Here is a 25114-nt window from a genome sequence, read left to right as displayed (position 1 = left end):
GGCCGAAAATAGCAAGGACTGGTGGGCCGGGATCGCATAAATTGCTGCACGAGACTCCTCCAGATGCAGGAAAAGCCATGACCGCGCCGCGCCCGTCGAAAACCCACATCGGCAACCACAAGCTCCATCCGGAAACGTTGATGTTGAGCTATGGCTTCGATCCGCAACTGTCGGAAGGCGCCGTCAAGCCGCCGGTGTTCCTGACCTCGACCTTCGTGTTCAAATCGGCGGAGGAGGGGCGCGACTTCTTCGACTACACATCCGGCCGCAAGGAGCCGCCGAGCGGCACGGCGTCCGGCCTGGTCTATTCGCGCTTCAACCATCCCAACTCGGAGATCGTCGAGGACCGGCTGGCGGTCTATGAGGGAACGGACGCCTGCATCCTGTTCTCGTCGGGCATGTCGGCGATCGCCACGACGCTGCTCGCCTATGCCCGCCCGGGCGATGTCATCCTGCATTCACAGCCGCTTTACGGCGGCACCGAGACGCTTTTGACGCGCACGCTGTCCGGCTTCGGCATTGGCGCTGTCGGCTTTGCCGACGGCGTCGACGAGAAGGCGGTGCGCTCGGCTGCGGATGCTGCGGTGGCGAAGGGGCGTGTGTCGGTCATTCTCATCGAGACGCCGTCAAATCCGACCAACAGCCTGGTCGAGATCGCACTGATCCGGAAGATTGCCGACGAAATCGGCGCTAGCCAAGGCTCGACGCCGATCATCGTCTGCGACAACACGCTGCTCGGCCCGGTGTTCCAGCGGCCGATCGAACATGGCGCCGATGTCTCCGTCTATTCGCTGACCAAATATGTCGGCGGCCATTCCGACCTGATCGCCGGGGCGGCGATGGGCAGCAAGGCGGTGACCAAGCCGATCAAGGCGCTGCGCGGCGCCATCGGGACGCAACTCGACCCGCATTCCTGCTGGATGCTCGGCCGCTCGCTGGAGACGCTGTCCATCCGCATGGAGCGCGCCAACGACAATGCGCGGCTCGTGGCCGAATTCCTGCGCGATCACGCCAAGGTCGAGAAGGTGCATTACCTGCCGTTCCTGGGCGAGGATACGGCAGCGGGACGGGCCTACAAGGCGCAATGCAGCGGCGCCGGGTCGACATTTTCTTTCGATATCAAAGGCGGAGAGAAGGCGGCCTTCGCCTTTCTCAACGGGCTGCAAATATTCAAGCTGGCGGTGAGCCTTGGCGGCACGGAGTCACTCGCCAGCCACCCGGCGGCGATGACGCACTCCGGCATTCCCTTCGACGTGCGCCAGCGCATCGGCGTGCTGGAGACCACGGTCAGGCTGTCGATCGGCGTCGAGCATCCGGACGATCTTATCGCCGACCTGACGCAGGCGCTGGCAGCGGTCTGATAGCTCGCTTGTAGATATCAGGAAAGGGGCGATCGCCTTGGCAGCGTCGGCGGGACAGCACCCCCCTCTGTCCTGCCGGACATCTCCCCCTCAAGGGGGGAGATCAGCAGCTCTGACCATAGCGCCCTGTCTGCAACGCTGCAGATTGGCGAAGGGCGACATGACATCCAATCTCCCCCCTTGAGGGGGAGATGTCCGGCAGGACAGAGGGGGGTGTGACGGAACTCGGCTTTCGCTGCTAACTTCTCAGCTCTTGTCGCGGATCTGCGTCATCGTCCGCGTCGGCGTGATCGCCTCGGGGTCGAGCCTGATTTCGACGATCGCCGGCTTGCCGCTGGCGCGGGCACGCTCGAAGGCAGGGGCAAAATCTGCCGTGTTCTCGACCGTCTCGCCGTGGCCGCCATAGGCGCGGGCAAGAGCGGCAAAGTCAGGGTTCTTCAGATCGGTGGCGACGACACGGCCGGGATAGTCGCGCTCCTGGTGCATGCGGATGGTGCCGTAGATGCCGTTGTTCACGACGATAACGATGATCGGCAGGTCGTATTGCACGGCGGTAGCGAATTCCTGTCCGTTCATCAGGAAGCAGCCGTCGCCGGCAAAGGCGATCACGGTGCGGTCGGGATGGAGCGCCTTGGCGGCGACCGCAGCCGGGGTGCCGTAACCCATCGAACCGGAGGTCGGCGCGCCTTGGGTGGCGAAGCGGCGGAAGCGGTGGAAGCGGTGCACCCAGGTGGCGTAATTGCCGGCGCCGTTGGTGAAAATGGCGTCATCGGGCAAAATCTTTTCCAGATAGTTCATGATCGGCCCCATCTGGACCGGGCCGGGGCCGGTCTCAGGCGGCGTCGACCAGTCGAGGTAGGCAGCGTGTGCTTTCGCTGTCTCATCCGCCCAGGCTGGCGTGGAGGTTGGCTTGCGCTTGGCAAAAGCCTCGACGAAGGCCGATGGCGAGGCGTTGATCGCCAGGGTCGGCCGGTAGACGCGGCCGAGTTCACCGGCATCGGCATGGACATGAACCAGCGTCTGGTCGGGATAGGGGCTTTTCAGCAACGTGTAGTCGGAGGACGGCATCTCGCCCATGCGGCCGCCGATCAGCAGCACCAGGTCGGCCTGCTTGATGGCGGTGGCCAGCTTCGGGTTGATGCCGATGCCGACATCACCGGCATAGTTCGGGTGCAGATGGTCGAACAGCATCTGGCGGCGGAAGGAGCAGCCGACCGGCAGCGACCAGGCCTCGGCAATGGTGCGCATACGTGCCACCGCTTCCTCGTCCCAGCGTGTGCCGCCGAGGATGACGAAGGGACGCTTGGCCTTGGCCAGAAGCTTTTCCAAAGCATCGAGTTCGGCTTCGCCGGGCCGGGTTTCGACCGGCGTGTGCGGCAAGGCCGCGGGCGCGTCGACAAGACTGGTCAGCATGTCCTCCGGCAGCGAGACGACGACGGGGCCGGGGCGGCCCGATGTCGCGACGGCGAAGGCGCGGGTGACGAGTTCGGGGATGCGCGCGGCATCGTCGATCTCCACCACCCATTTGGCGATGTCGCCGAAGAAGCGCTTGTAGTCGACCTCCTGGAAAGCCTCGCGCTCCTTGGCGTGGCTGGCGACCTGGCCGATGAACAGGATGACGGGTATCGAATCCTGCATGGCAATGTGAATGCCGGCCGATGCATTGGTGGCGCCGGGGCCGCGGGTGACGAAGCAGATCCCGGGCTTGCCGGTCAGCCGCCCCTGGCAGTCGGCCATCATGGCGGCGCCGCCTTCCTGTCGGCAGACAATGGTGCGGGTGGGCGAGTCATGCAGCGCGTCCAGCACAGCGAGATAGGATTCGCCAGGCACGCAGAAGATGCGGTCGGTGCCGTTCGCCTCGAGTGCGTCGACAATCAGTTGTCCACCGGTCTTCATCGTCCAGACTTCTCCAGTTCGGCAAGAATTTCTTCGGTATGTTCGCCAAGGCGTGGCGAAGGGCGTTCATAGACCAGCGGTGTGCCGGACATCACCATCGGCGCGCGCACCGAGGGCAGACGATTGCCATGGCCATCGTCGAGGTCGAGGCGCATGCCGCGTGCGATCGTCTGCGGGTCGGCAAACATCTGGCCGATATTGTTGATCGGGCTCGCCGGCACGCTTGCCGCTTCGAGCTTGGCCAGCAACGGGTCTCGGTCCCAGTTCTTCAGCGTCTCGATCATGTGCTCGCGCAATTTCACCCGGTTGGCGACGCGGGCCGGATTGGTGGCGAAATCGGGATTCGCTGAGAGATGGTCGAGACCGACGGCGGCGCAGAATTTGGCGAACTGGCCGTCATTGCCGACCGCCAGGATGATATGGCCGTCCCTGACCGGGACAACCTCATAGGGCGCAATGTTCATATGCGCATTACCCATCTGCACCGGCGCCTTGCCGGAGACGAGATAGTTGAGGTTCTGGTTGCCGAGCGCCGAGATCTGGGTGTCGAACAGGGCCATGTCGATATGCTGGCCTTCGCCGGTCTTTTCGGCATGGCGAAGCGCTGCCTGGATGGCGATCACCGAATAGAGGCCGGTGAAGATGTCCGATATGGCGACGCCGGCTTTTTGCGGCTCGCGCCCGACCTCGCCGGTGATCGACATCATGCCGGCCATGGCCTGGATGATGAAATCATAGCCGGCGCGGGGTGCGTAAGGCCCATCCTGGCCGAAGCCGGTGATCGAGCAGTAGACGAGCTTTGGATTGATCGCCTTCAGGCTCTCGTAATCGAGCCCGTATTTCTTCAGGCCGCCGAGCTTGAAGTTCTCGATCAGAACGTCGGCCGTGGCAACCAGCCGGCGCACCGTCTCGGCCCCTTCGGGCGTCGAGAAATCGACCGCGATGGAGCGCTTGCCGCGATTGCAGGAGTGGTAATAGGCGGCCGACAGGTTCTCGCCATCATGGCTCATGACGAAGGGCGGACCCCATTTGCGGGTATCGTCGCCGCCATCAGGGCTCTCGACCTTGATAACATCGGCGCCGAGATCGGCCAGCAATTGTCCTGCCCACGGGCCGGCCAGGATGCGGGCGAGTTCGACGACGCGGACGCCTTTCAGCGGAGGTTCAGCCATAAATCACCAAAAACGGGTCGGAACCGCAGCCTCTATCAACCCGGGATGCCGCTGTCACGGGCCTTGCGGTGGGCCAGCGATGTCAGCGTTTCAACACACCATCGGCCCACGCGGCAAAATCGGTCATGACGGAGTCGCGGTTCACCTCGTTCAAGCTTTCGTGGCGGGTGTCGGCGTAAACCTTTGAAACCAGATTCGAAAAGCCCATCGCGCGCATGCGCTTGGCGAGATGGTCGATGCCCTTGCCATAGTCGGAGGCCGGATCCTTCTCGCCGCCGACGATGCTGACGGGCAGGTCGCGCCTGATGCCGGCAAAGCCCGCATCCTTGCCGCCTTTCTGCGCCATCTCCACGACATCGCGCCACATCGAGATCGAGGCATCCCAGCCGCACAGCGGGTCGGCAATGTATTTCGCCACTTCTGCCTCGTCGCGCGACAGCCAGTCGAAGAGCGTCTTGTGGCTGGGCACCGCCTTGCCCCAGGCCTGGAAGGTCAGCCTGGGCAAGACGCGTGAGGGGACATCGGAGCCGAGCCTGAAGCGCTCATAAGCGAGGATGGCGAGCGCAAGCCGGCCGAGCAAGCCTTGTGAGAAATTGCCGTTCCAGATCGCCGCGGCGTGGACGCGCGGCGAGTGCGCCAGCAGGTAGTTGAGCGCCACCGACGCACCCATCGAATGGCCGAACAGGATGACCGGCAGGCCGGGCTGCTCCTTCGCAATCAAATCGTGGACTGCGTCGACATCGGAGATCACCTTGGCCGGGCCGCTTGTGCCGGCGAATCTGCCGAGCGGGGCATCGGGCGCCTTGGTCGCGCCATGGCCGCGATGGTCGTGGACGTAGACATGAAAGCCGCGGGTGCTGAGGTAATCGGCGAAGCGGGCATAGCGCGCGGCGTGTTCGGCCAGGCCGTGATTGACCTGGACTACCGCGCGTGGAGAGCCCCCCGCGTGCTTCACATAGAGATTGAGCGTGGCCCCGGTCGGTGAGGCCAGCGTCGTCTGCTTGTCAAATGCCATGTCTCGCTCCCTTGGCGACTGTTGGGCGACCGCGTGACCGACGTCAAGGGGAGGTCGAAATCAGCCGGCGTCACTATTGACAGTGTGCTGTCAATTTGGCTATATGACAGCATGCTGTCAAATTACATCGGGAACATGAGCATGAAAACCGTTTCGCGCCGCGCGTTTCTGCTGGCGAGCCTTTCATCCGCAATGCTCCTGCCCGGCATTGCTTCCAGCCAGACCAGGGAGACGACCATGAAGACCTCAACCATTGCCGGCCCGCAGGGCCAGCTTGCCGGCTACGACATCAAATCCGGCGGCGGCCTGCCGATCCTGTTCGCGCATGGCGATTGCAGCCGCGCCACACAGTGGAACCGGGTGATGCAGCTCACCGCAGGTGGCCGTGAGGCGGTCGCCTTCGATTTTCGCGGCCATGGCGCATCGGCGCCTGCAGCTGATGCCGACTACGGCTATGACGGCCGTGCCGACGATATTGGTGCGGTGGCCGATGCGTTCGGCCTGAAGCGGTTTGTCCTCGTTGCACATAGCGGCGGCAGTGGGGCCGCGCTCGCCTATGCCTCCGGCCATCCCGACCGTGTTGCCGGCATCCTGCTGGTCGATCCGGCGACCGATCCGCGCGCCCTGCCCAAAGAGATTCGCGACGGGTTCGTGCACGATCTCGCGGGGCCAAACGGCGGCGATGTCCTGAGCGCTTATTACATCTCGATCGCCGGCTCCAACCCAGATGTCCGCAAACAGGTCATCGCCGATGCGGCGGTGGTCGATCCGGCGGCTCGGGCAGGCGTCGGCAAGGCGCTGGCGGAATGGAATCCCGAGCCGACGCTCGACGCCTATCATGGGCCGATCTTCGTGCTGGCCACGGAGGCCAATGACAATGCGGCGGCTCTGTTTCGGCTGCGCAGCCGAATTGGCCACAGAACCGTCGCCGGTTCCGGCCATTGGGTGATGCTTGACAAGCCGGAGGCGGTGGCTGAAGCCGTCAACACTTTCGTTTCCACCATCGAGGCCGGCCAGAAATGACAAGCAGGACCGAAGCCGGAGATGTGCTCACCGAACTGGTGCTTGCCGTGTTCCGGCTGAATGGCGGGTTTCTCGACGCGGCCGACCGGCTGGCGGAGCCTGCCGGGTTGACGGCGGCGCGCTGGCAGGTTCTGGGCGCGGTGCTGAAGGAGCCGAAATCGGTGGCCGACATTGCCCGCGACATGGGGCTTGCGCGCCAGAGCGTGCAGCGCCTGGCCGATATTCTGGCCGCCGAAGGGCTTGCCGCCTATGCGGACAACCCGGCGCACCGCCGCGCGAAGCTCCTGGCGATGACCGATGCCGGCCGGGCCGCGATCCGGGATATCGGCACGCGCCAGCATGTCTGGGCCAACCGCATCAGCGAGGGCATCGAGGCTCGCGCGCTCGAGACAGCGCTTGATCTGCTGCGTATGTTGACGAAGCGGGTCGAGGAGGGCGGGGTCTGATCGACCGAGCGATTGTTTTTTGCGGCGGACGAAAGAAATCGTAATTCTGACATGTCACACGTTTCTAGCTTGCGCTATGAAACGCTAGGAGTGCTGGAATGCGGATATCGGCGATATGGGGTGCGGTGTTGGTGGCGCTGGCCGGTGTCGGCCTAGCGCGTGCCGATGTGAAGATGAGCGGCTCCTTCGTGGCCGATGCCGCCTGTCCAGCGACCCAGGCGATCAAGAGCGGCAAGAACCCCGGCAATATCGCGACAACGGCTGGACTGAGCTACGACCTTCTGGCCGGCAACAAGGATGCGCCGACGCATTACCTCATCCGCGTGCCGGGCGCCGATCCTGAGCGTCGCTGGGTCAAGATCAGCTGCGGTCATGTCGCCGGCGGCAGCGCAGCCGCCCAGCCGGCCGCGCCCTCCGATCAGGGCAAGCCTGCGGCGCCGGCTTCAGGAAAACCCGAATATGTTTTCGCGCTGAGCTGGCAGCCGGCCTTCTGCGAAACCAAGGCAAGCAAGCCCGAATGCCAGGCGCAGACGGCGGGCGGTTTCGACGCGTCGCATTTCACTTTGCATGGTCTGTGGCCGCAACCGAACGGCAATTTCTATTGCCAGGTGCCGGCGAGCGACAAGGCCAATGATAATCCGGCCCATTGGGCCGACCTGCCGCCGGTCAACCTCGATGCCAATACGCGCGCCGAACTCGACCAGGTGATGCCTGGCACCGCCTCCAAGCTCGAACGGCATGAATGGATCAAGCACGGCACCTGCTACGGCAAGAGCCAGCAGGAGTATTTTGCCGAGGCGTTGAACCTGATGCGGGCGGTGAATGCCTCGCCGGTGCGCCAGCTCTTCACCAGGAATGTCGGCAAGCAGCTGACTTCGGACCAGATCCGCAGCACCTTCGACAGCGCCTTCGGCGCCGGGGCGGGCGCGCGGGTGCGTGTCTCCTGCCTGGTCGATCCGTCGAGCGGCAGGCGGCTGATCGGCGAGCTGACGCTGGGCCTGACCGGCCCGATCGGCCCCGACAGTTCGCTGGGCACTCTCATGCTCGCCTCGGCGCCGACGACCAAGGCGGGCTGTCCGAAGGGTTCGGTCGATGCGGCCGGGTTCCAGTAGGATATCCGTCTGTCGCTTGGCAGTGACGCGGTGATATGGTCTGGATGTGTTTCATTCGGCGGGGGTGGCGATGAGTGGCATGACATCAGGCGGGCTGGCGCGGCTGGCTTTCTGGGCCAGGGGAATGACAGCCATAAAAGACGGCCGCATGGAATGGCCGGGCTTTTCCTATACCGATGCCGAGTGGGCGCGCATGCGCGTGCTTGCCGCGCCGATCGGGGCAGGCCGCTACCAGCTGTTCACTTGGGTCAATGCCGCGATCTTCATCGCCATTGCCGCGCTCGGCATCGTCTGTGTCTTCCTGCCGCTGGCGACACTTTTGTTTCCGGTGCCGGCCGACACCAGCGCGCTCAAATTCTCGGCTCTGCTGGCGGCGTGTGCCTTCCTCATAATCGGGCTCGGCTTGCCGATCTCCATGCGCCTGTCGAGCGCGTTGGCCATCTCCCGGGAGATGCGCGCCGGTCTTGTCGGCGAAGCCGGTGACGAAGCGCTGGCGGCAAAAGTGTCTTGGCAGATCAACCGCATCATGCTGGTCATGTGCGGCCTGCTGGTGCCCGGCATTCTGTTGTTCATCGCTTATGACATCGATGCCAGTCCGATCATCACCGTGCTGAAATGGCTGGCCATCGCGCTGATAGCCGTTTCAGTTGCGGTCGGCGCGTTGCAGCAGCGCAAGCGGAGCTGACAGCCTTATCCGCTGACGCCACGCGTGGGCAATGTCCACGCGGTTAGGTCTTCGGCATCGTCATGCGCTTCGCCGACGACGCGGTCACGCCCGGTGGACTTGGCCCTGTAGAGACGCTCGTCGGCAAGGGCGAAGAGATCGGCAAGCGAGCCTACGGTCTCATCGACAGTGGCGATGCCGGCGCTGACGCTGATGTCGAACCGGTTTACGCACGCCTTGACGGCCTGGCGGAGGTTTTCTCCGAGCAACCTGGCGACCGCATGCGGTTGCGAGCAAAGGATGGCGAACTCCTCGCCGCCGATCCTGAAAACCTGATCGTGCGCGCCGGCCGCCTGGGTCAGCACCTGGGCGATCGATCTCAGCACCCTGTCGCCCTCGGCATGGCCGAAGCGATCGTTGATCGACTTGAAATGGTCGACGTCGACGATCAGCAGGCTGAGCGGTTGGGCCGTGCGCAGGCTGACAGCGACCAGACGTTCGCCGTCGCTGTCAAAGCGTCCCCTGTGCAACAGGCCGGTGAGGCCGTCGCGGCCGACATGTTCGACCAGGGCTTCGTAGCGCTCGCGATAGGTCAAGGTGTCGAAGACGTCGGACAACCCACGTGGTGCCACGACCTGACGCGTTTCGAACCATCTGAGGTAGGCGACAAGCATGGCGCTGTAGGCAAAAGCGGCACCCATCTTGGCGAACCAGCCGCCGAAGAAGACCGCAATCGGCGCGCCGGCGACGAAATGCAGGGCGCTGAAAAATCCGGCCTGGTCGAAGGTGAGCACGCAGGCGACGCAAATCAGGATGCGGGAGAACGGCGCCCTGCGCAGATAACGCCCGAGCTTTTCGTAAAGCAGGATGATCAGGATGGCGTCGATGAAGAGCAGCGTCGTGCCCCACACCATCAGCCAGCCCAACTGGTCGATGAAACCGATATCGGGAAGCTTGCCGTCGGAAAGGGCTGAAATATCGTGCAGGCGCAGGATCAGGACCAGCCCGATCATCAAGGCGTTGCCGAGCAAAAGACCATAGATCGGCTGGCGCACCGTGGCCGCATCTTCCTTCATGTAGAGCAGAAGCAGCATCACCAGCTTGCCGGAAAACAGCACCGCCGAGCCTGGCGAGACCATGCCGAAGGGCAGGGCGACGTAGAAGACACTGGCGAGATAGGTTTCGAGGAAATGCATGGCGCCGAGCGCGCAGACGAAGACGCCGAGGCCGATGCGATCCCTGAAGCGGAACAGCGTGACCATGACGCTGAAGTAGACGACCGCTTCGGCAAGGAGCAGGAAACTGTTCAGCACTACCTTCGGTCCGATCTTTACTTTCGATCGCGACAGGTCAGCGATCGATCCTGTTTTGACGCTGAAGGGTTAACCGGGGATTTCAACGCGCCCTACAACCGGCGGAAAACTTAACGTGCGGTGTACACCCGGCTTGAAATGGCAAAAGCGATTGCCGTTCGGCCCGGCATCGCCTACATAGCGGCCAACCTCCATTCAATCCGACATTTTCGGTCAATCATCAAGGAAAGCGCGCGTGGCACGCCAGTTCATCTATCACATGGCCGGCCTCAACAAGGCCTATGGCACCAAGAAGGTGCTTGAGAATGTCCATCTCTCCTTCTATCCCGACGCCAAGATCGGCATCCTCGGCCCCAACGGCTCGGGCAAGTCGACGATCCTCAAGATCATGGCCGGGCTCGACAAGGAGTGGAACGGCGAAGCCTGGCTCGCCGAAGGCGCCACCGTCGGCTATCTCGCGCAGGAGCCGGCGCTCGATGCCAACAAGACGGTGTTCGAGAACATCATGGAAGGTGTCGCCGCCAAGACCGCCATCATCGAGCGCTACAACGAATTGATGATGAATTATTCCGACGAGACAGCTGACGAGTCGGCCAAGCTCCAGGACGAGATGGACCGGCTGAACCTGTGGGATCTCGAACAGCAGGTCGAAATGGCGATGGAAGCTCTGGGCTGCCCGCCCAAGGATTCCGAGGTCACCAAGCTTTCAGGCGGCGAGCGCCGACGCGTCGCGCTCTGCCAGTTGCTGCTGCGTCAGCCCGACCTCTTGCTGCTCGACGAACCGACCAACCATCTCGACGCCGAAACCACGGCGTGGCTGGAAAAGCATCTGCGCGCCTATCCGGGCGCCGTGATGATCATCACCCACGATCGCTACTTCCTCGACAATGTCACGGGATGGATCCTCGAGCTCGATCGCGGCCGCGGCATTCCCTATGAGGGCAACTACACCAAATACCTCGAAGCCAAGGCCAAGCGCCTCAAGCAGGAAGGTCGCGAGGACGACGCCCGCCAGCGCGCTATCGGCCGCGAGCGCGAGTGGATCCAGTCCAGCCCGAAAGCCCGCCAGACCAAGTCCAAGGCGCGTATCCAGGCGTTCCAGGACCTGCTGGATGCAGCCGACAAGCGGCGGCCGAGCGATACGCAGATCGTCATTCCGCATGGCGAGCGGCTCGGCAATGTGGTGATCGAGGCGGAAGGCCTGTCGAAGGGCTTTGGCGACACGCTGTTGATCGAGGGTCTGGAATTCAAGCTGCCGCCAGGCGGCATCGTCGGCGTCATCGGCCCGAACGGCGCCGGCAAGACGACGCTGTTCCGCATGATCACCGGCCAGGAAACGCCGGATGCCGGCTCTGTCCGCATCGGCGAAACGGTGAAGCTCGGCTATGTCGATCAGAGCCGCGATGCGCTCGATCCGTCAAAGACCGTCTGGGAAGAAATCTCGGGCGGCGCCGAAGTGGTCAAGCTCGGCAAGTTCGAAGCCAACACCCGCGCCTATTGCGCATCGTTCAACTTCCGTGGCGGCGACCAGCAGCAGAAGGTCGGCAACCTCTCCGGCGGCCAGCGCAACCGCGTGCATCTGGCAAAAATGCTGAAGACCGGCGGCAATGTGCTGCTGCTCGACGAACCGACCAACGATCTCGACACCGAAACGCTGGCGGCGCTCGAAGACGCGCTGGAAAATTTTGGTGGCTGCGCCGTCATCATCTCGCACGATCGTATGTTCCTCGACCGGCTGGCCACCCACATCCTGGCCTTTGAAGGTGACAGTCATGTCGAATGGTTCGAGGGCAATTTCGAGGACTACGAGCAGGACAAGATCCGTCGTCTCGGCCCCGAAGCCGTCAACCCGCACAGGATGACGTACAAGAGGCTGACGCGGTAGGGCTGCGGCGATCCGTTGCAGGCGGTGTGCGTTTGACCTAAATTGATCGGATGGAGTCGTCCATGATCACAGTCAAACTGCCGCAAAAAGCCGAGAAACTGCTGGCCGAAATGGCCAAGGCCAGCGGTCGCACCGCCGACCAGGTTGCAGCCGAAGCGATCCTCGAGGCCATCGAAGATTGGCACGACGCCGCAATTGCGGACGAACGCCTGAGAGATGATGACGGTGTGCGCATTCCGCTGGATGAAGTGATCCGGAAGCTCGAACGTCGTGAAGCCGAGGAGCGTCGCAAGAAGCCTGCCGCTGAATGACCTGGCGTGTCGAGTTCACGCCGCGCGCCGAGAAAGACATCGAACGGCTTTCGACGAAAGATCAACGGCGCATCCTGGAGTTCCTGAATCAGAGAGTTTCAGCGCATCCCAATCCGAGAGCCCTTGCCAAGCGCCTGACGGGCACAAAGGAAGAAGCTTGGCGGTTTCGTGTCGGTGACCACAGGATCATTACTCAGTTCCAGGACAGCCGGCTTGTCGTGCTGGTCGTGGAGGTTGGCAACCGTCGTGAGGTTTATCGATGAACAGCACAGCCGCAAAACCTGACTGGTCCGCCGCCCAATATCTGAAATTCGAGGATGAGCGCACGCGGCCCGCGCGCGATCTTGTTGCGCAGGTGCCGGTGGATTTCCCGCGCCGGGTGGTCGACATCGGCTGCGGCCCGGGTAATTCGACCGAGCTGCTGGTCGAGCGCTGGCCGGATGCTGATATCAGCGGCTTCGACACCTCTCCCGACATGATCGAGAAGGCGAAGGCGCGCCTGCCCAGCGTCAATTTCGACCTCGCCGATGTCTCGACATGGCGACCGGCCGAGCCGGTCAACGTCATCTTCGCCAACGCGGTATTCCAGTGGCTGCCCACCCACCCGGTAGTGTTCCAGCGGCTGATGGGCTTTCTCGCCCCCGGTGGCGCGCTCGCCGTCCAGATGCCCGACAATCTGCTTGAGCCGTCGCATCAGGTGATGCGCGAGACGGCCGCCGAAATGCCGTTCGCCGCCAAGATGGCAGGTGCTGCGCGCGGACCGCTGCCGGCGGTGTCGTTCTATTATGATCTCTTGTCGCCGCTCTCCGACCGGGTGGATATCTGGCATACGGCCTACAATCATCCGCTGACCGACGCCGAGGCGATCGTCGAATGGGTGAAGTCGACGGGGCTGAAGCCTTTCCTCGATCCGCTGGACGCCGGCGAGCGCAAAATCTTCCTCGACAGCTACACGGCCAAAATCGCCAAGGCCTATCCGAAGACCGCAAACGGCAAGGTGCTGCTGCGCTTCCCGCGCATTTTCATCGTCGCCAAGCGGGCCGGCTAGCACTCCCGATGACATCCGGCCACAGCCTGTGGTTTAAGCCGGCGTAAACCGGTGGGGTGAGAAAAGTGTTGTGTCGCGCCCCCTGGTCGTTCACATGAGAACGACAACGCCTGCGCATGGACGGACTGGATATGCATCGCGTCATCATCAGCGGCATTGGCGTTGAAATCCCTGAAGCCAAGATCACCAATGAAGAACTGGTCGCCAGTTTCAATGCCTGGGTCGACACGGAGAATGCGCGCCGGCAAGGCACGGATGAGACGCTGCTGCAGAAATCCGACAGCGCCTTCATCGTCCATGCCTCGGGCGTCCAGACCCGGCATGTGATCGAGCGCGAAGGCATTCTCGATCCGACTCGCATGGCGCCGCGCATCCCGGCGCGACCGGACGATGCACTGTCGCTGCAGGCCGAATTCGGCGTGGCCGCGGCCCGGAAGGCGCTCGACCATGCCGGGCTGAAAGCCTCCGACATCGACCTGGTGATCTGCTCGGCCTCGCACCAGCAGCGGCCCTATCCGGCGATCGCCATCGAAATGCAGGAGGCGCTGGGCACCAAGGGCGCCGGCTTCGACATGGGGCTTGGTTGTTCATCGGCCGCGGCCGCCTTGCACATTGCGGCCAATCTGGTGCGGGCGGGCGCGCACAAGCGCGTGCTGGTGGTCACGCCGGAGATCATCACCGGCCATCTCAATTTCCGCGACCGGCAGACGCATTTCATCTTCGGCGATGCATCGGTGGCGATGGTGGTCGAGGGGCTGGGCGAGGGCGAGAGGCGGCCGGGGCGTTTCGAGGTGCTGGACACGCGCACCTGGACGCAGATGTCGAACAATATCCGCACCAATCTGGGCTATCACACCCGCACCGCCCAGGACGATCCTTACATGATCAACCTCGAAGGCAATCTGATCAAACAGGTCGGCAACAAGGTGTTCAAGGAAGTCACCGTCGCCGGCCACAAATTCATTGTCGAATTCCTCGCCGAGCACGGGCTGACGCCGCAAGCCATCAGGCGATTCTGGCTGCATCAGGCCAATGCGCGAATGAACGCCATGATTCTGAAACTGGCCTTCGGCCACGAGGTCGACCATGACCGCGCGCCGATGGTGCTGGAGCGGCTCGGCAACACCGCCGGCGCTGGCGCCATCATCGCGCTGTCGGAAAACCACGCCGACATGAAGCCCGGCGATTTCGGCGTGCTGTGCGCCTTCGGCGCCGGCTATTCGATCGGCGGCGCGCTTTTGCGGATGCTGTAATCAGGCCGGCATCAACGGCACCAGCATCGGTACGCTGCGGGCATAATCGTCATAGGCGTTGCCGAGTTCTCCGCGCAGAAAGCGTTCCTCCAGCCTTGCCTTCATGACGATGCCGATGGTGAGAAGAATCGCGCCGGCGATTCCCCAGACCGTGCCTTTGGCCGCCATTGTGGCAAGCATCGCCAGAAGCAGTCCGGTATAGATCGGGTGGCGGACCATTCTGTAGGGACCGGTGTCGACGACACGGTGCTCGGCCTTGGCCGTCACCGAAGCCGACCAGAGACGGCCGAGATGCAACCGCGCCCACCAGGCGAACAACAGGCCAACGGCAACAAGCCCTGCGCAGATCCACGCTTCGGCAAGGGTCGGAAACCAGAATCGCAGCCGGCCGGCATAGCCATGCGCGGGAATGAACAGCAGCACCGCGCCGATCAACCACAAAGCGCGATAGCGAAGCTCCTCCTGGATGCCGGCACGCTTTTTCGCCGGGTCGGCCCAGAAGGCGGCTAGAAACCAGGACACGACCCAGATCAGCCAAAGCAGCGCGATTGCAGTCCCGGGACGCATGGAAACCTCCGCAGACTTGTCTCACCGTGAGGCCGGTGCAGCACGGCGGCAATGCGGCGCAGTACGATAGGATATGCGATCCGCGGTAAGAAGATCGTGATCGGCTGCCATCAGCCCGCTTGATCGGATCATCATTGCTTTGGACTGGACCGGGCTCATGGCTATCGCTAATGCGACCTTGCACAAGGAGTAAGCCATGCTGGATCTTTTCCCTGAGGCTCCGATCGAGATCATTTCAGCGCGAAAACTCGTAGCCAGGGTGACGGCGCTCTACGTCGCCCCGTCGAATCACTTCCAGACGCGCCCGGTGGAAGCATTGCAGCTCGGTTTCGAAGGCATCGACGGCGACTTCCACGCCGGCGCCACCCGTCGTTCCGGCGGTCGCGAACCCTGGTATCCGCGCGGCACCGAAATCCGCAACGAGCGGCAGATATCAATCGTAGCAGCGGATGAACTCGCCGTCGTTGCCGAGCGGATGGGGCTGGCCGAGATCAAGCCGGAATGGATCGGCGCCAATCTGCTGATCGAAGGCGTGCCGCATCTCTCGATGCTGCCGTCAGGCACGCTGCTGTTCTTTAGAGGTGGCGTGACGATCAAGGTCGATGCGCAGAACGGGCCTTGCCGGCTTGCTGGACGTTCGATCGCCGAAAACGCCGGGATGGCCGATCGGGAGGCCGGCGCGCTGGCCTTCCCGAAGGCGGCGAAACGGCTGCGCGGCCTCGTTGCCTGGGTCGAGAAACCGGGTCGTATGACAACAGGGGAAGAGATCTCGGTGCGCGTGCCCGAGCAGTGGATTTATCGATCCTAGTACCGGGCTAGGGCACGGGCTGCGCCGCCGGGGCGACGCAGCCGGATTTCAAGACGCGCTCAGGCCGCCTTGCGGTTCTTCTTGGCGCCCTGCGCCTCGACGGAAACGTGGTCCCACTTTTCCCACAGCGCGATGCGGTTGGCGTATTCCTGCTTGATCATCGGCAGGCCGCCATCGCCGAAGAAGACGCGCAGCGGCGGCTCGGCCGCGTCGACGATTTCAAGCATCGCCGGTCCGGTGGCCTCGGGGTCGCCGGCGACCGAGTTGGCGCGGCGTTCCGCCATCTTGGCGCGGGCCGGCGCGTAAGCCTCGATCGCTTTGGAGACCTTGGCCGAGGCGCCGGACCAATCGGTTGAGAAGCCGCCCGGTTCGACAAGCGTCACATGGATGCCGAATTCGGCGACCTCGATGCTGAGCGACTGGCTGAAGGCTTCGAGCGCCCATTTCGAGGCATGGTAAAGGCCGAGCGACGCAAAGGCGTTGACGCCGCCGATCGACGAGATCTGGATGATGTGGCCGGAGCCCTGCGCCCGCATGATCGGCAAAGCCGCCTGGGTGACCCAGAGCGCGCCGAACACATTGGTTTCGATCTGGTCGCGGGCTTCCTGTTCGCTGACTTCCTCGATGGCGCCGAAATGGCCATAGCCGGCATTGTTGATGACGACGTCGAGCCGGCCAAAGCGCTTGTGCGCCTCGGCGATGGCCGCATCGACAGCCTTCTTGTCGGTGACGTCGAGCTTGATCGCGGCGACATTATCGCCGTATTTCGCGACGAGATCGGCGAGCGTGCCGGCATCGCGCGCGGTTGCGGCGACACGGTCGCCGCGAGCGAGTGCGGCCTCGGCCCAGACTCGGCCAAAGCCTTTCGACGATCCGGTGATGAACCAAACCTTGCTTGTCATGACGTGGAATCCTTGCCCATGCGGTCCGTGAACTGGGAAGCGGAGGCTTCTCCGCTTCCGCGATATACGGTGCGTCGAGCGATTTTCCAGAGGCGGGGGGGAATCTTTTTGGTCACGACATCGTGTGGAGCAGGACCTTCGCCGGTCAGGGATAGCGCACCGGGCTCGACCAGGCCGGGTCGTCATGCTTTTGCCAGTAGAGCGCCATCAAGCGCTTTGTGATCCCGCCTATCTTGCCGTCGGCGACAGCAGCGCCGTCGATCACTGTCACCGGCATGATGCCGCCGGCGGTGGAAGTGATGAAGACTTCGTCGGCAGCCTTCAGCGCGGCAACGCTGACATCGGCCGAGTCGGCGGCAAGGCCTGCTTCGGCGCAGAGATCCAAGACGGTGCGCCTGGTGATGCCGGGCAGCACGCCGACCGCGGGCGTCGACAGCCTGCCGTCCTTGACGCAGAACACGTTGAGCCGGGGCCTTCGGCGACATTGCCGTTGAAGTCGAGTATCAATGCGGTTTCGGCCCCACGGTCATAAGCGGCGTAGAGGCCGCGCACCAGGTCGAGCCAGTGATAGTTCTTGATCGCCGGATCGATCGAAGCCGGCGGAATGCGCACCTTGTCGCTGATCGCGACATGCAGGCCGCGCCGCAACTGCTCGGCATTGGCGACCGAGCCGAAGGGAACGGCGAAAGCCATGAAGCGGTTGACCGCCTGGCGCGGGTCGCGGCTGAAGGTCGGCGAGGCGCCGCGCGTGCACAGCATTTCGACATAGGCGGCGCGATGGCCCGACAGCGCCACGCAATTGTGCAGGATTTCACTCACCCCGTCGCGGTCGAATGGGATCGTCATGCGCAGTTCTTGCAAGCCGGCGAAGAAGCGGTCGAGATGCAGGTCGAGGCGGAAGAAGCTGCCGTCCCAGACATGCACGGTGTCGTAGGTGGCGTCGGAATGCAGAAACCCCCAATCCAGCACCGAGATTTTGGCCTGCGACATCGGCAGATACTGACCATCGAGAAAGGCGATGCCGTCGGGATAGGAATGCGGATCGATATGGCGATCCGACAAAGCCGGCAATGGCACAATGCTACCGGCTGCTGCGCTTCGGTTCATGGCGATTGGTCCTTCGGCTTGATGCGGCAGAGTCAAGCTAGTGGTCCCCTGCAGGCGGCATAGGGCCACCCAACCATCGCTGTTTGTCCTAGGTAGCACATTCGATATGCCCTATGGTCCGGCTTGAAAATATCCGGCCGGGAGGGGCAAAATGGGCAGATCTTTTCGGACCATCAGCTTTGCAATTTTCCTCGTCTTCGTCACTGGCCATGCCTTCGCGCAATGCGCTCGCGAGGGCGAGGCGCTGTGCCAGAACGGCCAGACCTATCGTTGCGAGAAGACGGGCAGCGAGCTGACGCCGATCTTTCAGAACGTGCCTTGCGTGGTCAACGCGGCGGGGCTCAACGGCGTCTGGACCGGCAGCGGTCATCAAAGTCCGGCCGGGGCTGCCGGCGCCGATTGGGCGATCGCAATGACAATCGGCGATGGCGCCGCGTCGATCGACTATCCGTCGCTCGGCTGCGGCGGATCGTTGACCCAGATTTCTCGCGACGACAGTTCGGCGGAATACCGGGAAAACATCAGCTACGGCCAGGACAAGTGCATCGACGGTGGCGGCATCACCGTCCGATTTTTCAAAGGGAACCTGTCCTGGACCTGGGTTGGCCAGGCCGACGGCCAGCCCTACAATGCGGTTGCCGTATTGAAGCGACGGTAGCTGAAGTTATTCCTCTTCGTCCTCTGCATCGAGCAGGCGCGTGGCGCGCCAACGGGTCAGCACCATGTTTGTTTGCTCGATGACGAAGAACCGCGCCGAGTCGCGGTCATAACCCTCGGCCAGCAGCTTTTCATAGTCGGTATGGCCGTGCCTGATATGGGCGATCGTCGCCAGCCAGACCGCGATGCCCGGCGGCAGCGTCTTCATGTGCACGGCGCCGGCCTCGGTGCGGATTTTCTCCATATCGGCATAGGGCGCCAGGGGCAGCAGTGCGGTCAGCGCCTTGGCGATGGCGCGGCGGCGGCCGGTGGGCGCGCTCATTTTTCGTCACGCCCGGCAATGGTCGCCTCGGGAAAGGCGTCGGTCGAGGCGAAATAGGGCTTGATGTCGATCACCGGGGTGCCGTCGAGCACATCGATGGCGTCGATGGCGATGCGGCCGTGGTCGATGTCGACGGCGATCAGGCCGGCGATATGCAGCCCGACTGGGTTCGGCCGGGCAGGGGAGCGCAGCGAGAAAACGCCTTTCGGCTCAGCCGCATGGCGGGGTCTCTGGACAATCAGTGCCCGCGGCGCGTGATGCAGCCAGGACAGGATGACGATGTGGCTGGCCCGCTCCAGCGCAAGCAGGCCGTCGCGATAGGCAGGGTCGATGAGAACCGTGGCCGCCTGTCCGGCCTCGCGCGCCGCGCGCATGTTCTTTGGGCAGGTTTGCCTGGATGTCCATGGCGAGGCGATGCGGCCGATGAACACGATATGGCCATCCGCCGGCATGTCAGCCGGGTCAGTCTGCAGGAGCTTTTCGCCGTCGCGCTTCTCGAACATGGCTTTCGCCCTAGCACAAGTTTCCAGCCGATCGTCAGGGAAAAGCGGTTCTCTCAGGCGGGGATCATGTGTGCGGCATTTTCTTGTCAGGATGCGACATAGGCCTTGCCATGTCGTCAAAGCTGACATAAACATATGTTTATATCTTTTTCAACGAGAACGCGCCGATGCATGTTTCGCTCGATACGATGGTTGATACGTTGAAGGCTGCGGCCGAATCGAGCCGGCTCCGCATCCTGGCGCTGCTGTCGCGCGGCGATCTCACCGTGTCCGACCTCACCGAGATCCTCAGCCAGTCGCAACCGCGGGTGTCGCGGCATTTGAAGCTGCTGCTGGAGGCCGGGTTGATCGGCCGCTACCAGGAGGGCTCGTGGGCCTTCTTCCGGCTGTCGGATACGGATTCCGCGCGCGACTTCGTCATGGGGCTGGTCTCTGGCATTCGCGGCGCCGATCCACAGGTCGAGCGCGATCTCGAGCGGTTGGCATCGGTCAAGCGCAAGCGCCAGGACCGTGCCGCCGAGTATTTCTCCGAGAACGCCGCCAGCTGGGATCACATCCGCTCGCTGCATGTGCCGGACCGCGCGGTGGAAGCCGCACTCCTCAAGCTGGTCGGCAAGCGGCCATTCCAGTCGATGCTAGACCTCGGCACCGGTACCGGGCGGCTGCTGGAGATATTTTCGCCGCTCTACCGGCGCGGTGTCGGCATCGACATGTCGCGCGAAATGCTGACGGTGGCGCGGGCCAATCTCGACAAGGCAGGCATCGCCAATGCCCAGGTCCGCCAAGGCGACATTTTCGCGCCGCCGGTCGAGCGCGACGCCTTCGACCTCGTCACCATCCATCAGGTGCTGCACTATCTGGACGATCCCGCCCGCGCCATCCGCGAGGCGGCAAGGCTGCTGCGCCCGTCGGGCCGGCTGGTGATCGTCGATTTCGCGCCGCATGCACTGGAATTCCTGCGCGACCAGCATGCGCATGTCAGGCTGGGCTTTTCCGACCGCCAGATCTCCGAATGGTTTGCCGATGCCGGGCTCGATCTCGAGGATGCCCAGGAATTCGAGCCGCGCGGCGGCAACGAAGCCAGGCTCACCGTCAAGCTGTGGCTCGGCCGCGACCGCCGCATGCTGATCGCCGAGCCTTCAAATGACACCCAACCCACCACAGCGTACCCTATGGGGGAAATCGCCTGATGAACCAGTTCCGCTTTTCCCGCCGTCCCGACATTGGCGACAAGGTCCGCGTCTCCTTCGAGTTCTTCCCGCCGAAGACCGACGAGATGGAAGCCAGGCTCTGGGACACCGTCACCAGGCTGGAGCCGCTGAAGCCGAGATTCGTCTCGGTGACCTATGGCGCCGGCGGCTCGACGCGGGAGCGCACGGCGCGCACGGTCAAGCGCATCCTGAACGAGACGGCGCTGACGCCGGCGGCGCACATGACCTGCGTCGACGCCGCCCGCCATGAGGTCGACGCCGTGGTCCGCGAATTCGCCGATATGGGCGTGAAGCGCTTCGTCGCCTTGCGTGGCGATCCGGCGGCGGGTGTCGGCACCGCCTACCGGCCGCATCCCGATGGCTATGCCAATGGCGCCGAACTTGTCGGAGCGCTGAAGGACGCCGGCGATTTCGACATCTCGGTCTCGGCCTATCCCGAAAAGCATCCGGAAAGCCCCGACTTCGCCACCGACTTCGACATGCTGAAGCGCAAGGCCGACAATGGCGCGACGCGGGCGATCACCCAGTTCTTCTTCGACAACGATCTCTACGAGCGTTATGTCGAGAAGGCGCGCCGTGCCGGCATCTACATCCCGATCGTGCCTGGCATCCTGCCGGTGCACAATTTCACCCAGGTCGCCAATTTCTCGGCACGCTGCGGCGCGCTGGTGCCGGCATGGCTGGCCGAGCGTTTCGAAGGGCTGCACAACGATCCGCAGACGCATGCGCTCGTGGCGTCTGCCGTGGCGGCCGAGCAGGTGCTCGATCTCGTCGAGCGCGGCGTCAGCGACTTCCATTTCTACACCATGAACCGGGCCGACCTAGTGTTTGCCATCTGCCATATGATCGGCATCCGCTCCCACGAAACAGAGGCAGCTGGATCCGCCGCCGCCTGAGCTTCATCGTGGTATGAAATCTGAAATGCAAAAGGCCGGGCGAAACACCCGGCCTTTCGAATTTGTGGGCTATTGCTGCTGTTTTCTTCCGCTCCGGCGGTTACGGAAGAACACCTATGATAAGGGCGCCAATGAAGGCAAATGCAGCACAGATCATCAATGCGTTGATTGGCCTCGTAAGTCCCATGTCATAGTCTCCTCTTCAAGAGCTATGGGTGGAGTCTAGGGGCATTTGTGCCACAGGCAAGCGGAAAATATGCTGCAATGCGACGCGATTGTGGAATTTGCGACCTGCCACCTGTCGTTAAGCGTTGAAACTCTTCGGCAAAAGCCGCTGGCAGCCTGTGAATAAATTGTGACGCGGCCGTGGCAAAAGCGAGGCATGGCAGCGCTACCAGACCTAAAGCGCGTCGTTGTCCCAAAACCGCTGCGCACTTTTGGTCGACAGGCATTAGCGCCGACCAAACAACCGCCCGTCGATCGTCACCAGGCCAAGCGCGATCAGTGCCATGCCGCAGAACTCGAACAGAGCGAGCCGCTCGCCGAGGAACAGGAGGCCGAGCAGGATGGCGCTGGCCGGGACGATGAGCGTGACCAGCGAGGCGTTGGTGGCGCCGGCCGAGGCGACGAGGTTGAAATAGAGGATGTAGGCGAAGGCGGTGGAGAGCAGCGCCAGCGCCAGCACCGCCGTCCAGACCGGCGGCGAGGCCGAGAACAGGCCGGCCGGGCCATAGGTGAGCAGCACCACCGGGATCATGATGATGGTCGACGCCGTCAATTGTCCGGTGGCGATGACCGGCGAGGGCACGCCCTTGAAGCGGCGGGCAATCATCAGCGCGACGGCGTAAGACAGCGAAGCGCCGATCAGCGCGAATTTCGCCCAGACCGGGCCGCCGAGCCCGGCCAGCAGGCCGGGGCCGATCATGACAGCGGTGCCGGCGATGCCGAGCCCGATGCCGGCAAGCTTGTTCCAGGAGAGCTTTTCGTCCGCTGTCAGCGCGTTGGCGAGGATCAGCGTCCAGAACGGCGTCGTCGCATTGAGCACCGAGGCGACGCCGGCGCCAAGCGCGGTCTGGCCGGCAAAGATCAGCGAGAACGGGACGACATTGTTGGCGAGCGCCAAAAGGAAAAACAGGCCGGCATGCGGGAAGGCGAGACGGAAGGACGGACCGCGAATGCCGAGATAGAGCTGCAGTGCAATGGCCGCGATGGCAACGCGAAACAGCACCAGCACCAGCGGGTGCATTTCGGCAACGGCGATGCGGGCAAAGAAGAACGAGCCGCCCCAGATGGCGCCGAGCAGCAGAAGCTGTCCCCAGTCCCTCAGCGTCATCGGTCCGCGCTGCACGGCTGTCGTGGCTATTGCCATCGTGAACGTCCTTCCCCGCGGCATCAATGCCAGCCACTCAGGCAGAAGGCATATCGGGTCCGGCGACAAGAGCCACCCGAAACCTGATTGCTGGCAACAGTGCTGCCAGGAGGGTGCGCCGCTGGGTCAGTGCCCGCCAGACACAGAATTGTTTTCTTTGGCCGCTAGCTTGGATTAATTGTGCGCAGCCGAGAAGTCAGGGGATTCGTCCATGCAGCGATTCGAGAATGCCCGCGAGGCGGCGCTGGCGCTTCGGCCGGACGATCCGGTCTACTGCTTTCGCCCGCAGGTGCTGAAGGCGGATGCCAAACAGTTCATGGGCATGTTTCCCGGCAAGACCGCCTACGCAGTCAAGACCAATGGCGAGCAGATCGTGCTGAAGGCGCTGGTCGAAGCCGGCGTCACCGCTTTCGATGTGGCCTCGCCCGGCGAGTTCGCCGCAGTGCGCGCCGTCTCACCCGACGCCGAGATGCTCTACATGCATCCGGTCAAGGCGCAGTCGGACATCAAGCTTGCGCTGGAAAAATACGCCATCCGGGTCATTTCGCTCGACCATGAGGACGAGATCACCAAGCTGACGCGGGTGGTGCGGGCGCTTGACATCGATCCGGGCTCCATCAGCGTGTTCGTGCGAATCCAGACCAAGGGTTCGGCGGCCTATGAACTGTCGAAGAAATTCGGCGCCGGGCCGGCCTATGCGGTGGAACTCGCCGAGCGGCTCAACCGCACCGGCTACAAGGTCGGCCTGTGCTTCCATGTCGGCAGCCAGATCGAGGATCCCGACACCTATGAACGGGCGCTGGCCTCCGCCGATTGGGTGCGCAACCGGCTGACCTTCGACATTGCGGGCCTCGATGTCGGCGGCGGCTTTCCCGCCGAGTACGGCCATGACCCCAATCGCAAGCAGATCGAGATGCCGTCGCTCGGCCAGATCATGTCGCGGCTGTCGGGCGACCTGAGGGAATACCAGTTCGACCAGATCCCGTTGGTGGCCGAGCCCGGCCGGGTGATCGTGGCGCGCTGCCTGTCGCTGATCGTGCGGGTGCTGCTGCGCAAGGGCAAGCGGCTCTACATCAATGACGGCATCTGGGCGTCGCTGTCGGATTCTTGGACCGGCAAGATCACACTGCCGGCCCGCTTCATCCCCGATCCGGCGATCCGCTCGCGCAATGGCGAGGAGAAGAACATCGTGCCGTTCAAGGTCTGCGGCGCGACCTGCGATTCCGTCGACATCCTGTCGCGGCCGTTCTGGCTGCCGGAAACCGTCGACACCGGCGACTGGATCGAGATCGGCCATATCGGCGCCTATTCGCTGTCGCTGAGAACCCGCTTCAACGGCTTTTATCCCGATACCTTCGTCGAGGTGACGACGCCGTTTGACGAAGGCGATGCGCCGCAGGGATTCGCCAGCCTGGAGACGATGGCGGACTAAGCGACCCCGCCACCGGCCTGGATATTCTCGCCGGTCAGCCAGCGGGCCTCGTCGCTGGCCAGGAAGACCGCGACATCGGCAACGTCGCGGGGCGCGCCGATCCTGCCAAATGGAGACATGCCGGCCGCCACGGCGCGATCGCGCTCGGGAAGCAGGTCCGTGTCGGTGAAGCCAGGCGACAGCGCATTCACGGTGATGCCGCGCGGTCCGAGTTCACGCGAGAGCACACGGACGAATTGTTCGACGGCGCCCTTGCTGCCGAGATAGAGCGCCGTTTGCGTGAAGAACATCTTGGTGCCGCCGGTGGAGACCGCGATGATGCGGCCGCCGTTTCGCACACGGCGCGCTGCTTCCTGAAGCACGAAGAACGTGCCCTTGGCATTGGTGCCGAAGACATGGTCGAAATCGGCTTCGGTTGCCTCGGTCAGAGGCTTGATGACGGCGACGCCGACATTGGCAACCACGATGTCGATCGCGCCGAACTCACTCTCAGCCTCGTCAAACAGGCGATGAATATCCGAGACGCTTGATATGTCGGCCTGGACGGCGATCGCCTTTCCTCCCTTGCCGGCGATGGCGGCCACGACCTCGTCAGCGGCTTCGTGGTTGCCGACATAGTTGACGACGACGGCAGCGCCCTTGGAGGCGAGGCCTTCGGCGATGGCTCGCCCAATGCCGCGCGAACTGCCGGTGACGAGTGCGGTTTTGCCTTGCAAGGACTTGGGCATGATACGTTTCCTTCAATCATTCAGGCCCGTGCCGGATTCATCCGACGGGTCCGCTAGTCGAGAAATAGGGCCATGCAACTGATCAGATAATGGCCTATTATCTGACTAGCTTG

At 63.3% G+C, this 25114-nt stretch carries 25 protein-coding genes and 1 pseudogene; 15 read left to right on the top strand and 11 right to left on the bottom strand.

Translation table 11 applies throughout. The features are described from left to right. Positions 1 to 77: 77 nt before the first annotated feature. The gene (locus NKL06_RS30830) at positions 78 to 1361 is read left to right on the top strand and encodes a cystathionine gamma-synthase family protein (protein WP_023690840.1); all 1284 of its coding nucleotides are present in this window, start codon (positions 78 to 80) and stop codon (positions 1359 to 1361) included. 246 nt (positions 1362 to 1607) lie between these two features. Here NKL06_RS30830 and NKL06_RS30825 read toward each other — a convergent pair whose 3' ends face one another. From NKL06_RS30825 to NKL06_RS30815, 3 genes are all read right to left on the bottom strand, one after another. Then, positions 1608 to 3257, bottom strand: a complete 1650-nt coding sequence (locus tag NKL06_RS30825; RefSeq protein ID WP_023690841.1) for a thiamine pyrophosphate-binding protein — start codon at positions 3255 to 3257, stop codon at positions 1608 to 1610. Next, positions 3254 to 4429 carry a CaiB/BaiF CoA transferase family protein gene (locus NKL06_RS30820; protein ID WP_023690842.1) on the bottom strand — a complete coding sequence of 392 codons (1176 nt, stop codon included), beginning with the start codon at positions 4427 to 4429 and terminating at the stop codon, positions 3254 to 3256. Before NKL06_RS30820 ends, NKL06_RS30825 begins: the two co-directional genes overlap by 4 nt. Before the next feature lie 82 nt (positions 4430 to 4511). Next, a complete protein-coding gene (locus NKL06_RS30815) occupies positions 4512 to 5444 on the bottom strand; it encodes an alpha/beta fold hydrolase (RefSeq protein WP_023690843.1) in 933 nt (310 codons plus the stop codon). Positions 5445 to 5585: 141 nt separating this feature from the next. Here NKL06_RS30815 and NKL06_RS30810 point away from each other — a divergent pair, with 141 nt between their 5' ends. From NKL06_RS30810 to NKL06_RS30795, 4 genes are all read left to right on the top strand, one after another. Then, positions 5586 to 6467: an alpha/beta fold hydrolase gene (locus NKL06_RS30810; RefSeq protein ID WP_196814066.1), complete on the top strand. Its 882-nt coding sequence runs from the start codon at positions 5586 to 5588 to the stop codon at positions 6465 to 6467. A 23-nt stretch (positions 6468 to 6490) separates the two neighbouring features. Next, positions 6491 to 6913: a MarR family winged helix-turn-helix transcriptional regulator gene (locus tag NKL06_RS30805; protein WP_245267064.1), complete on the top strand. Its 423-nt coding sequence runs from the start codon at positions 6491 to 6493 to the stop codon at positions 6911 to 6913. Between the two features lie 98 nt (positions 6914 to 7011). Then, a complete protein-coding gene (locus NKL06_RS30800; protein ID WP_023690846.1) occupies positions 7012 to 8025 on the top strand; it encodes a ribonuclease T2 family protein in 1014 nt (337 codons plus the stop codon). Between the two features lie 70 nt (positions 8026 to 8095). After that, the gene (locus NKL06_RS30795) at positions 8096 to 8710 is read left to right on the top strand and encodes a hypothetical protein (protein WP_155927127.1); all 615 of its coding nucleotides are present in this window, start codon (positions 8096 to 8098) and stop codon (positions 8708 to 8710) included. Positions 8711 to 8715: 5 nt separating this feature from the next. On the opposite strand, the gene NKL06_RS30790 is transcribed toward NKL06_RS30795, so the two are convergent. Then, on the bottom strand, positions 8716 to 10002 hold the full coding sequence (locus NKL06_RS30790; protein WP_023690848.1) for a GGDEF domain-containing protein: 1287 nt from the start codon (positions 10000 to 10002) through the stop codon (positions 8716 to 8718). Between the two features lie 235 nt (positions 10003 to 10237). On the opposite strand from NKL06_RS30790, the gene ettA reads away from it, so the two are divergent. The 5 genes from ettA to NKL06_RS30765 all read left to right on the top strand — a co-directional run bounded on the left by ettA (position 10238) and on the right by NKL06_RS30765 (position 14499). Next, positions 10238 to 11887: an energy-dependent translational throttle protein EttA gene (ettA, locus tag NKL06_RS30785; protein ID WP_023688009.1), complete on the top strand. Its 1650-nt coding sequence runs from the start codon at positions 10238 to 10240 to the stop codon at positions 11885 to 11887. Positions 11888 to 11949: 62 nt separating this feature from the next. Continuing rightward, on the top strand, positions 11950 to 12198 hold the full coding sequence (locus NKL06_RS30780) for a DUF6290 family protein (RefSeq protein ID WP_023668236.1): 249 nt from the start codon (positions 11950 to 11952) through the stop codon (positions 12196 to 12198). Continuing rightward, positions 12195 to 12461 carry a type II toxin-antitoxin system RelE family toxin gene (locus NKL06_RS30775; protein ID WP_023668237.1) on the top strand — a complete coding sequence of 89 codons (267 nt, stop codon included), beginning with the start codon at positions 12195 to 12197 and terminating at the stop codon, positions 12459 to 12461. The genes NKL06_RS30780 and NKL06_RS30775 overlap by 4 nt, the downstream gene beginning before the upstream one ends. Continuing rightward, positions 12458 to 13246 carry a trans-aconitate 2-methyltransferase gene (tam, locus tag NKL06_RS30770; RefSeq protein ID WP_023690849.1) on the top strand — a complete coding sequence of 263 codons (789 nt, stop codon included), beginning with the start codon at positions 12458 to 12460 and terminating at the stop codon, positions 13244 to 13246. Before NKL06_RS30775 ends, tam begins: the two co-directional genes overlap by 4 nt. A gap of 131 nt (positions 13247 to 13377) precedes the next feature. Then, positions 13378 to 14499, top strand: coding sequence for a beta-ketoacyl-ACP synthase III (locus tag NKL06_RS30765; RefSeq protein WP_023690850.1), 1122 nt, complete (start codon positions 13378 to 13380; stop codon positions 14497 to 14499). Here NKL06_RS30765 and NKL06_RS30760 read toward each other — a convergent pair whose 3' ends face one another. Further along, complete coding sequence (locus NKL06_RS30760; RefSeq protein ID WP_023690851.1) at positions 14500 to 15066, bottom strand: methyltransferase family protein; 567 nt, start codon at positions 15064 to 15066, stop codon at positions 14500 to 14502. A gap of 196 nt (positions 15067 to 15262) precedes the next feature. On the opposite strand from NKL06_RS30760, the gene NKL06_RS30755 reads away from it, so the two are divergent. Beyond that, positions 15263 to 15874, top strand: coding sequence for an MOSC domain-containing protein (locus tag NKL06_RS30755; protein WP_023690852.1), 612 nt, complete (start codon positions 15263 to 15265; stop codon positions 15872 to 15874). Between the two features lie 59 nt (positions 15875 to 15933). Here NKL06_RS30755 and NKL06_RS30750 read toward each other — a convergent pair whose 3' ends face one another. Together NKL06_RS30750 and NKL06_RS30745 are read right to left on the bottom strand one after the other, a co-directional pair. Continuing rightward, on the bottom strand, positions 15934 to 16776 hold the full coding sequence (locus tag NKL06_RS30750) for an SDR family oxidoreductase (RefSeq protein WP_023690853.1): 843 nt from the start codon (positions 16774 to 16776) through the stop codon (positions 15934 to 15936). Positions 16777 to 16921: 145 nt separating this feature from the next. Then, positions 16922 to 17883 (bottom strand): annotated as a pseudogene (locus tag NKL06_RS30745) (D-amino acid aminotransferase). Positions 17884 to 18034: 151 nt separating this feature from the next. Here NKL06_RS30745 and NKL06_RS30740 point away from each other — a divergent pair. Beyond that, a complete protein-coding gene (locus NKL06_RS30740) occupies positions 18035 to 18541 on the top strand; it encodes a hypothetical protein (protein WP_023682159.1) in 507 nt (168 codons plus the stop codon). 6 nt (positions 18542 to 18547) lie between these two features. On the opposite strand, the gene NKL06_RS30735 is transcribed toward NKL06_RS30740, so the two are convergent. Next, positions 18548 to 18862: a DUF2293 domain-containing protein gene (locus NKL06_RS30735; RefSeq protein WP_023668245.1), complete on the bottom strand. Its 315-nt coding sequence runs from the start codon at positions 18860 to 18862 to the stop codon at positions 18548 to 18550. After that, positions 18859 to 19365 (bottom strand): tRNA (N6-threonylcarbamoyladenosine(37)-N6)-methyltransferase TrmO, encoded by a 507-nt coding sequence (gene tsaA / locus NKL06_RS30730; protein ID WP_023690854.1) that lies wholly within the window; start codon positions 19363 to 19365, stop codon positions 18859 to 18861. The genes NKL06_RS30735 and tsaA overlap by 4 nt, the downstream gene beginning before the upstream one ends. A 167-nt stretch (positions 19366 to 19532) precedes the next feature. Here tsaA and NKL06_RS30725 point away from each other — a divergent pair, with 167 nt between their 5' ends. After that, positions 19533 to 20555, top strand: coding sequence for an ArsR/SmtB family transcription factor (locus tag NKL06_RS30725; RefSeq protein WP_023690855.1), 1023 nt, complete (start codon positions 19533 to 19535; stop codon positions 20553 to 20555). Further along, on the top strand, positions 20555 to 21472 hold the full coding sequence (metF, locus tag NKL06_RS30720) for a methylenetetrahydrofolate reductase [NAD(P)H] (RefSeq protein WP_023690856.1): 918 nt from the start codon (positions 20555 to 20557) through the stop codon (positions 21470 to 21472). The genes NKL06_RS30725 and metF overlap by 1 nt, the downstream gene beginning before the upstream one ends. Before the next feature lie 451 nt (positions 21473 to 21923). Here the strand turns inward: metF and NKL06_RS30715 are convergent, their stop codons facing one another. Continuing rightward, positions 21924 to 22841: a DMT family transporter gene (locus NKL06_RS30715; RefSeq protein ID WP_023682155.1), complete on the bottom strand. Its 918-nt coding sequence runs from the start codon at positions 22839 to 22841 to the stop codon at positions 21924 to 21926. A 211-nt stretch (positions 22842 to 23052) separates the two neighbouring features. On the opposite strand from NKL06_RS30715, the gene NKL06_RS30710 reads away from it, so the two are divergent. Further along, positions 23053 to 24273 carry an alanine racemase gene (locus NKL06_RS30710; RefSeq protein WP_023668250.1) on the top strand — a complete coding sequence of 407 codons (1221 nt, stop codon included), beginning with the start codon at positions 23053 to 23055 and terminating at the stop codon, positions 24271 to 24273. On the opposite strand, the gene NKL06_RS30705 is transcribed toward NKL06_RS30710, so the two are convergent. Further along, entirely contained in the window at positions 24270 to 25001 is a 732-nt protein-coding gene (locus tag NKL06_RS30705; RefSeq protein ID WP_023690857.1) for an SDR family oxidoreductase, read from the bottom strand. The genes NKL06_RS30710 and NKL06_RS30705 overlap by 4 nt on opposite strands. Between the last annotated feature and the right edge of the window lie 113 nt (positions 25002 to 25114).

Origin of the sequence: Mesorhizobium sp. C268A (genome assembly GCF_040324475.1) — a bacterium.
In the GTDB taxonomy this organism is placed as follows: Bacteria; Pseudomonadota; Alphaproteobacteria; order Rhizobiales; family Rhizobiaceae; genus Mesorhizobium.
The sequence above is the reverse complement of the archived record's forward strand: the minus strand, read 5'-3'. Positions and strand labels throughout refer to the sequence as shown.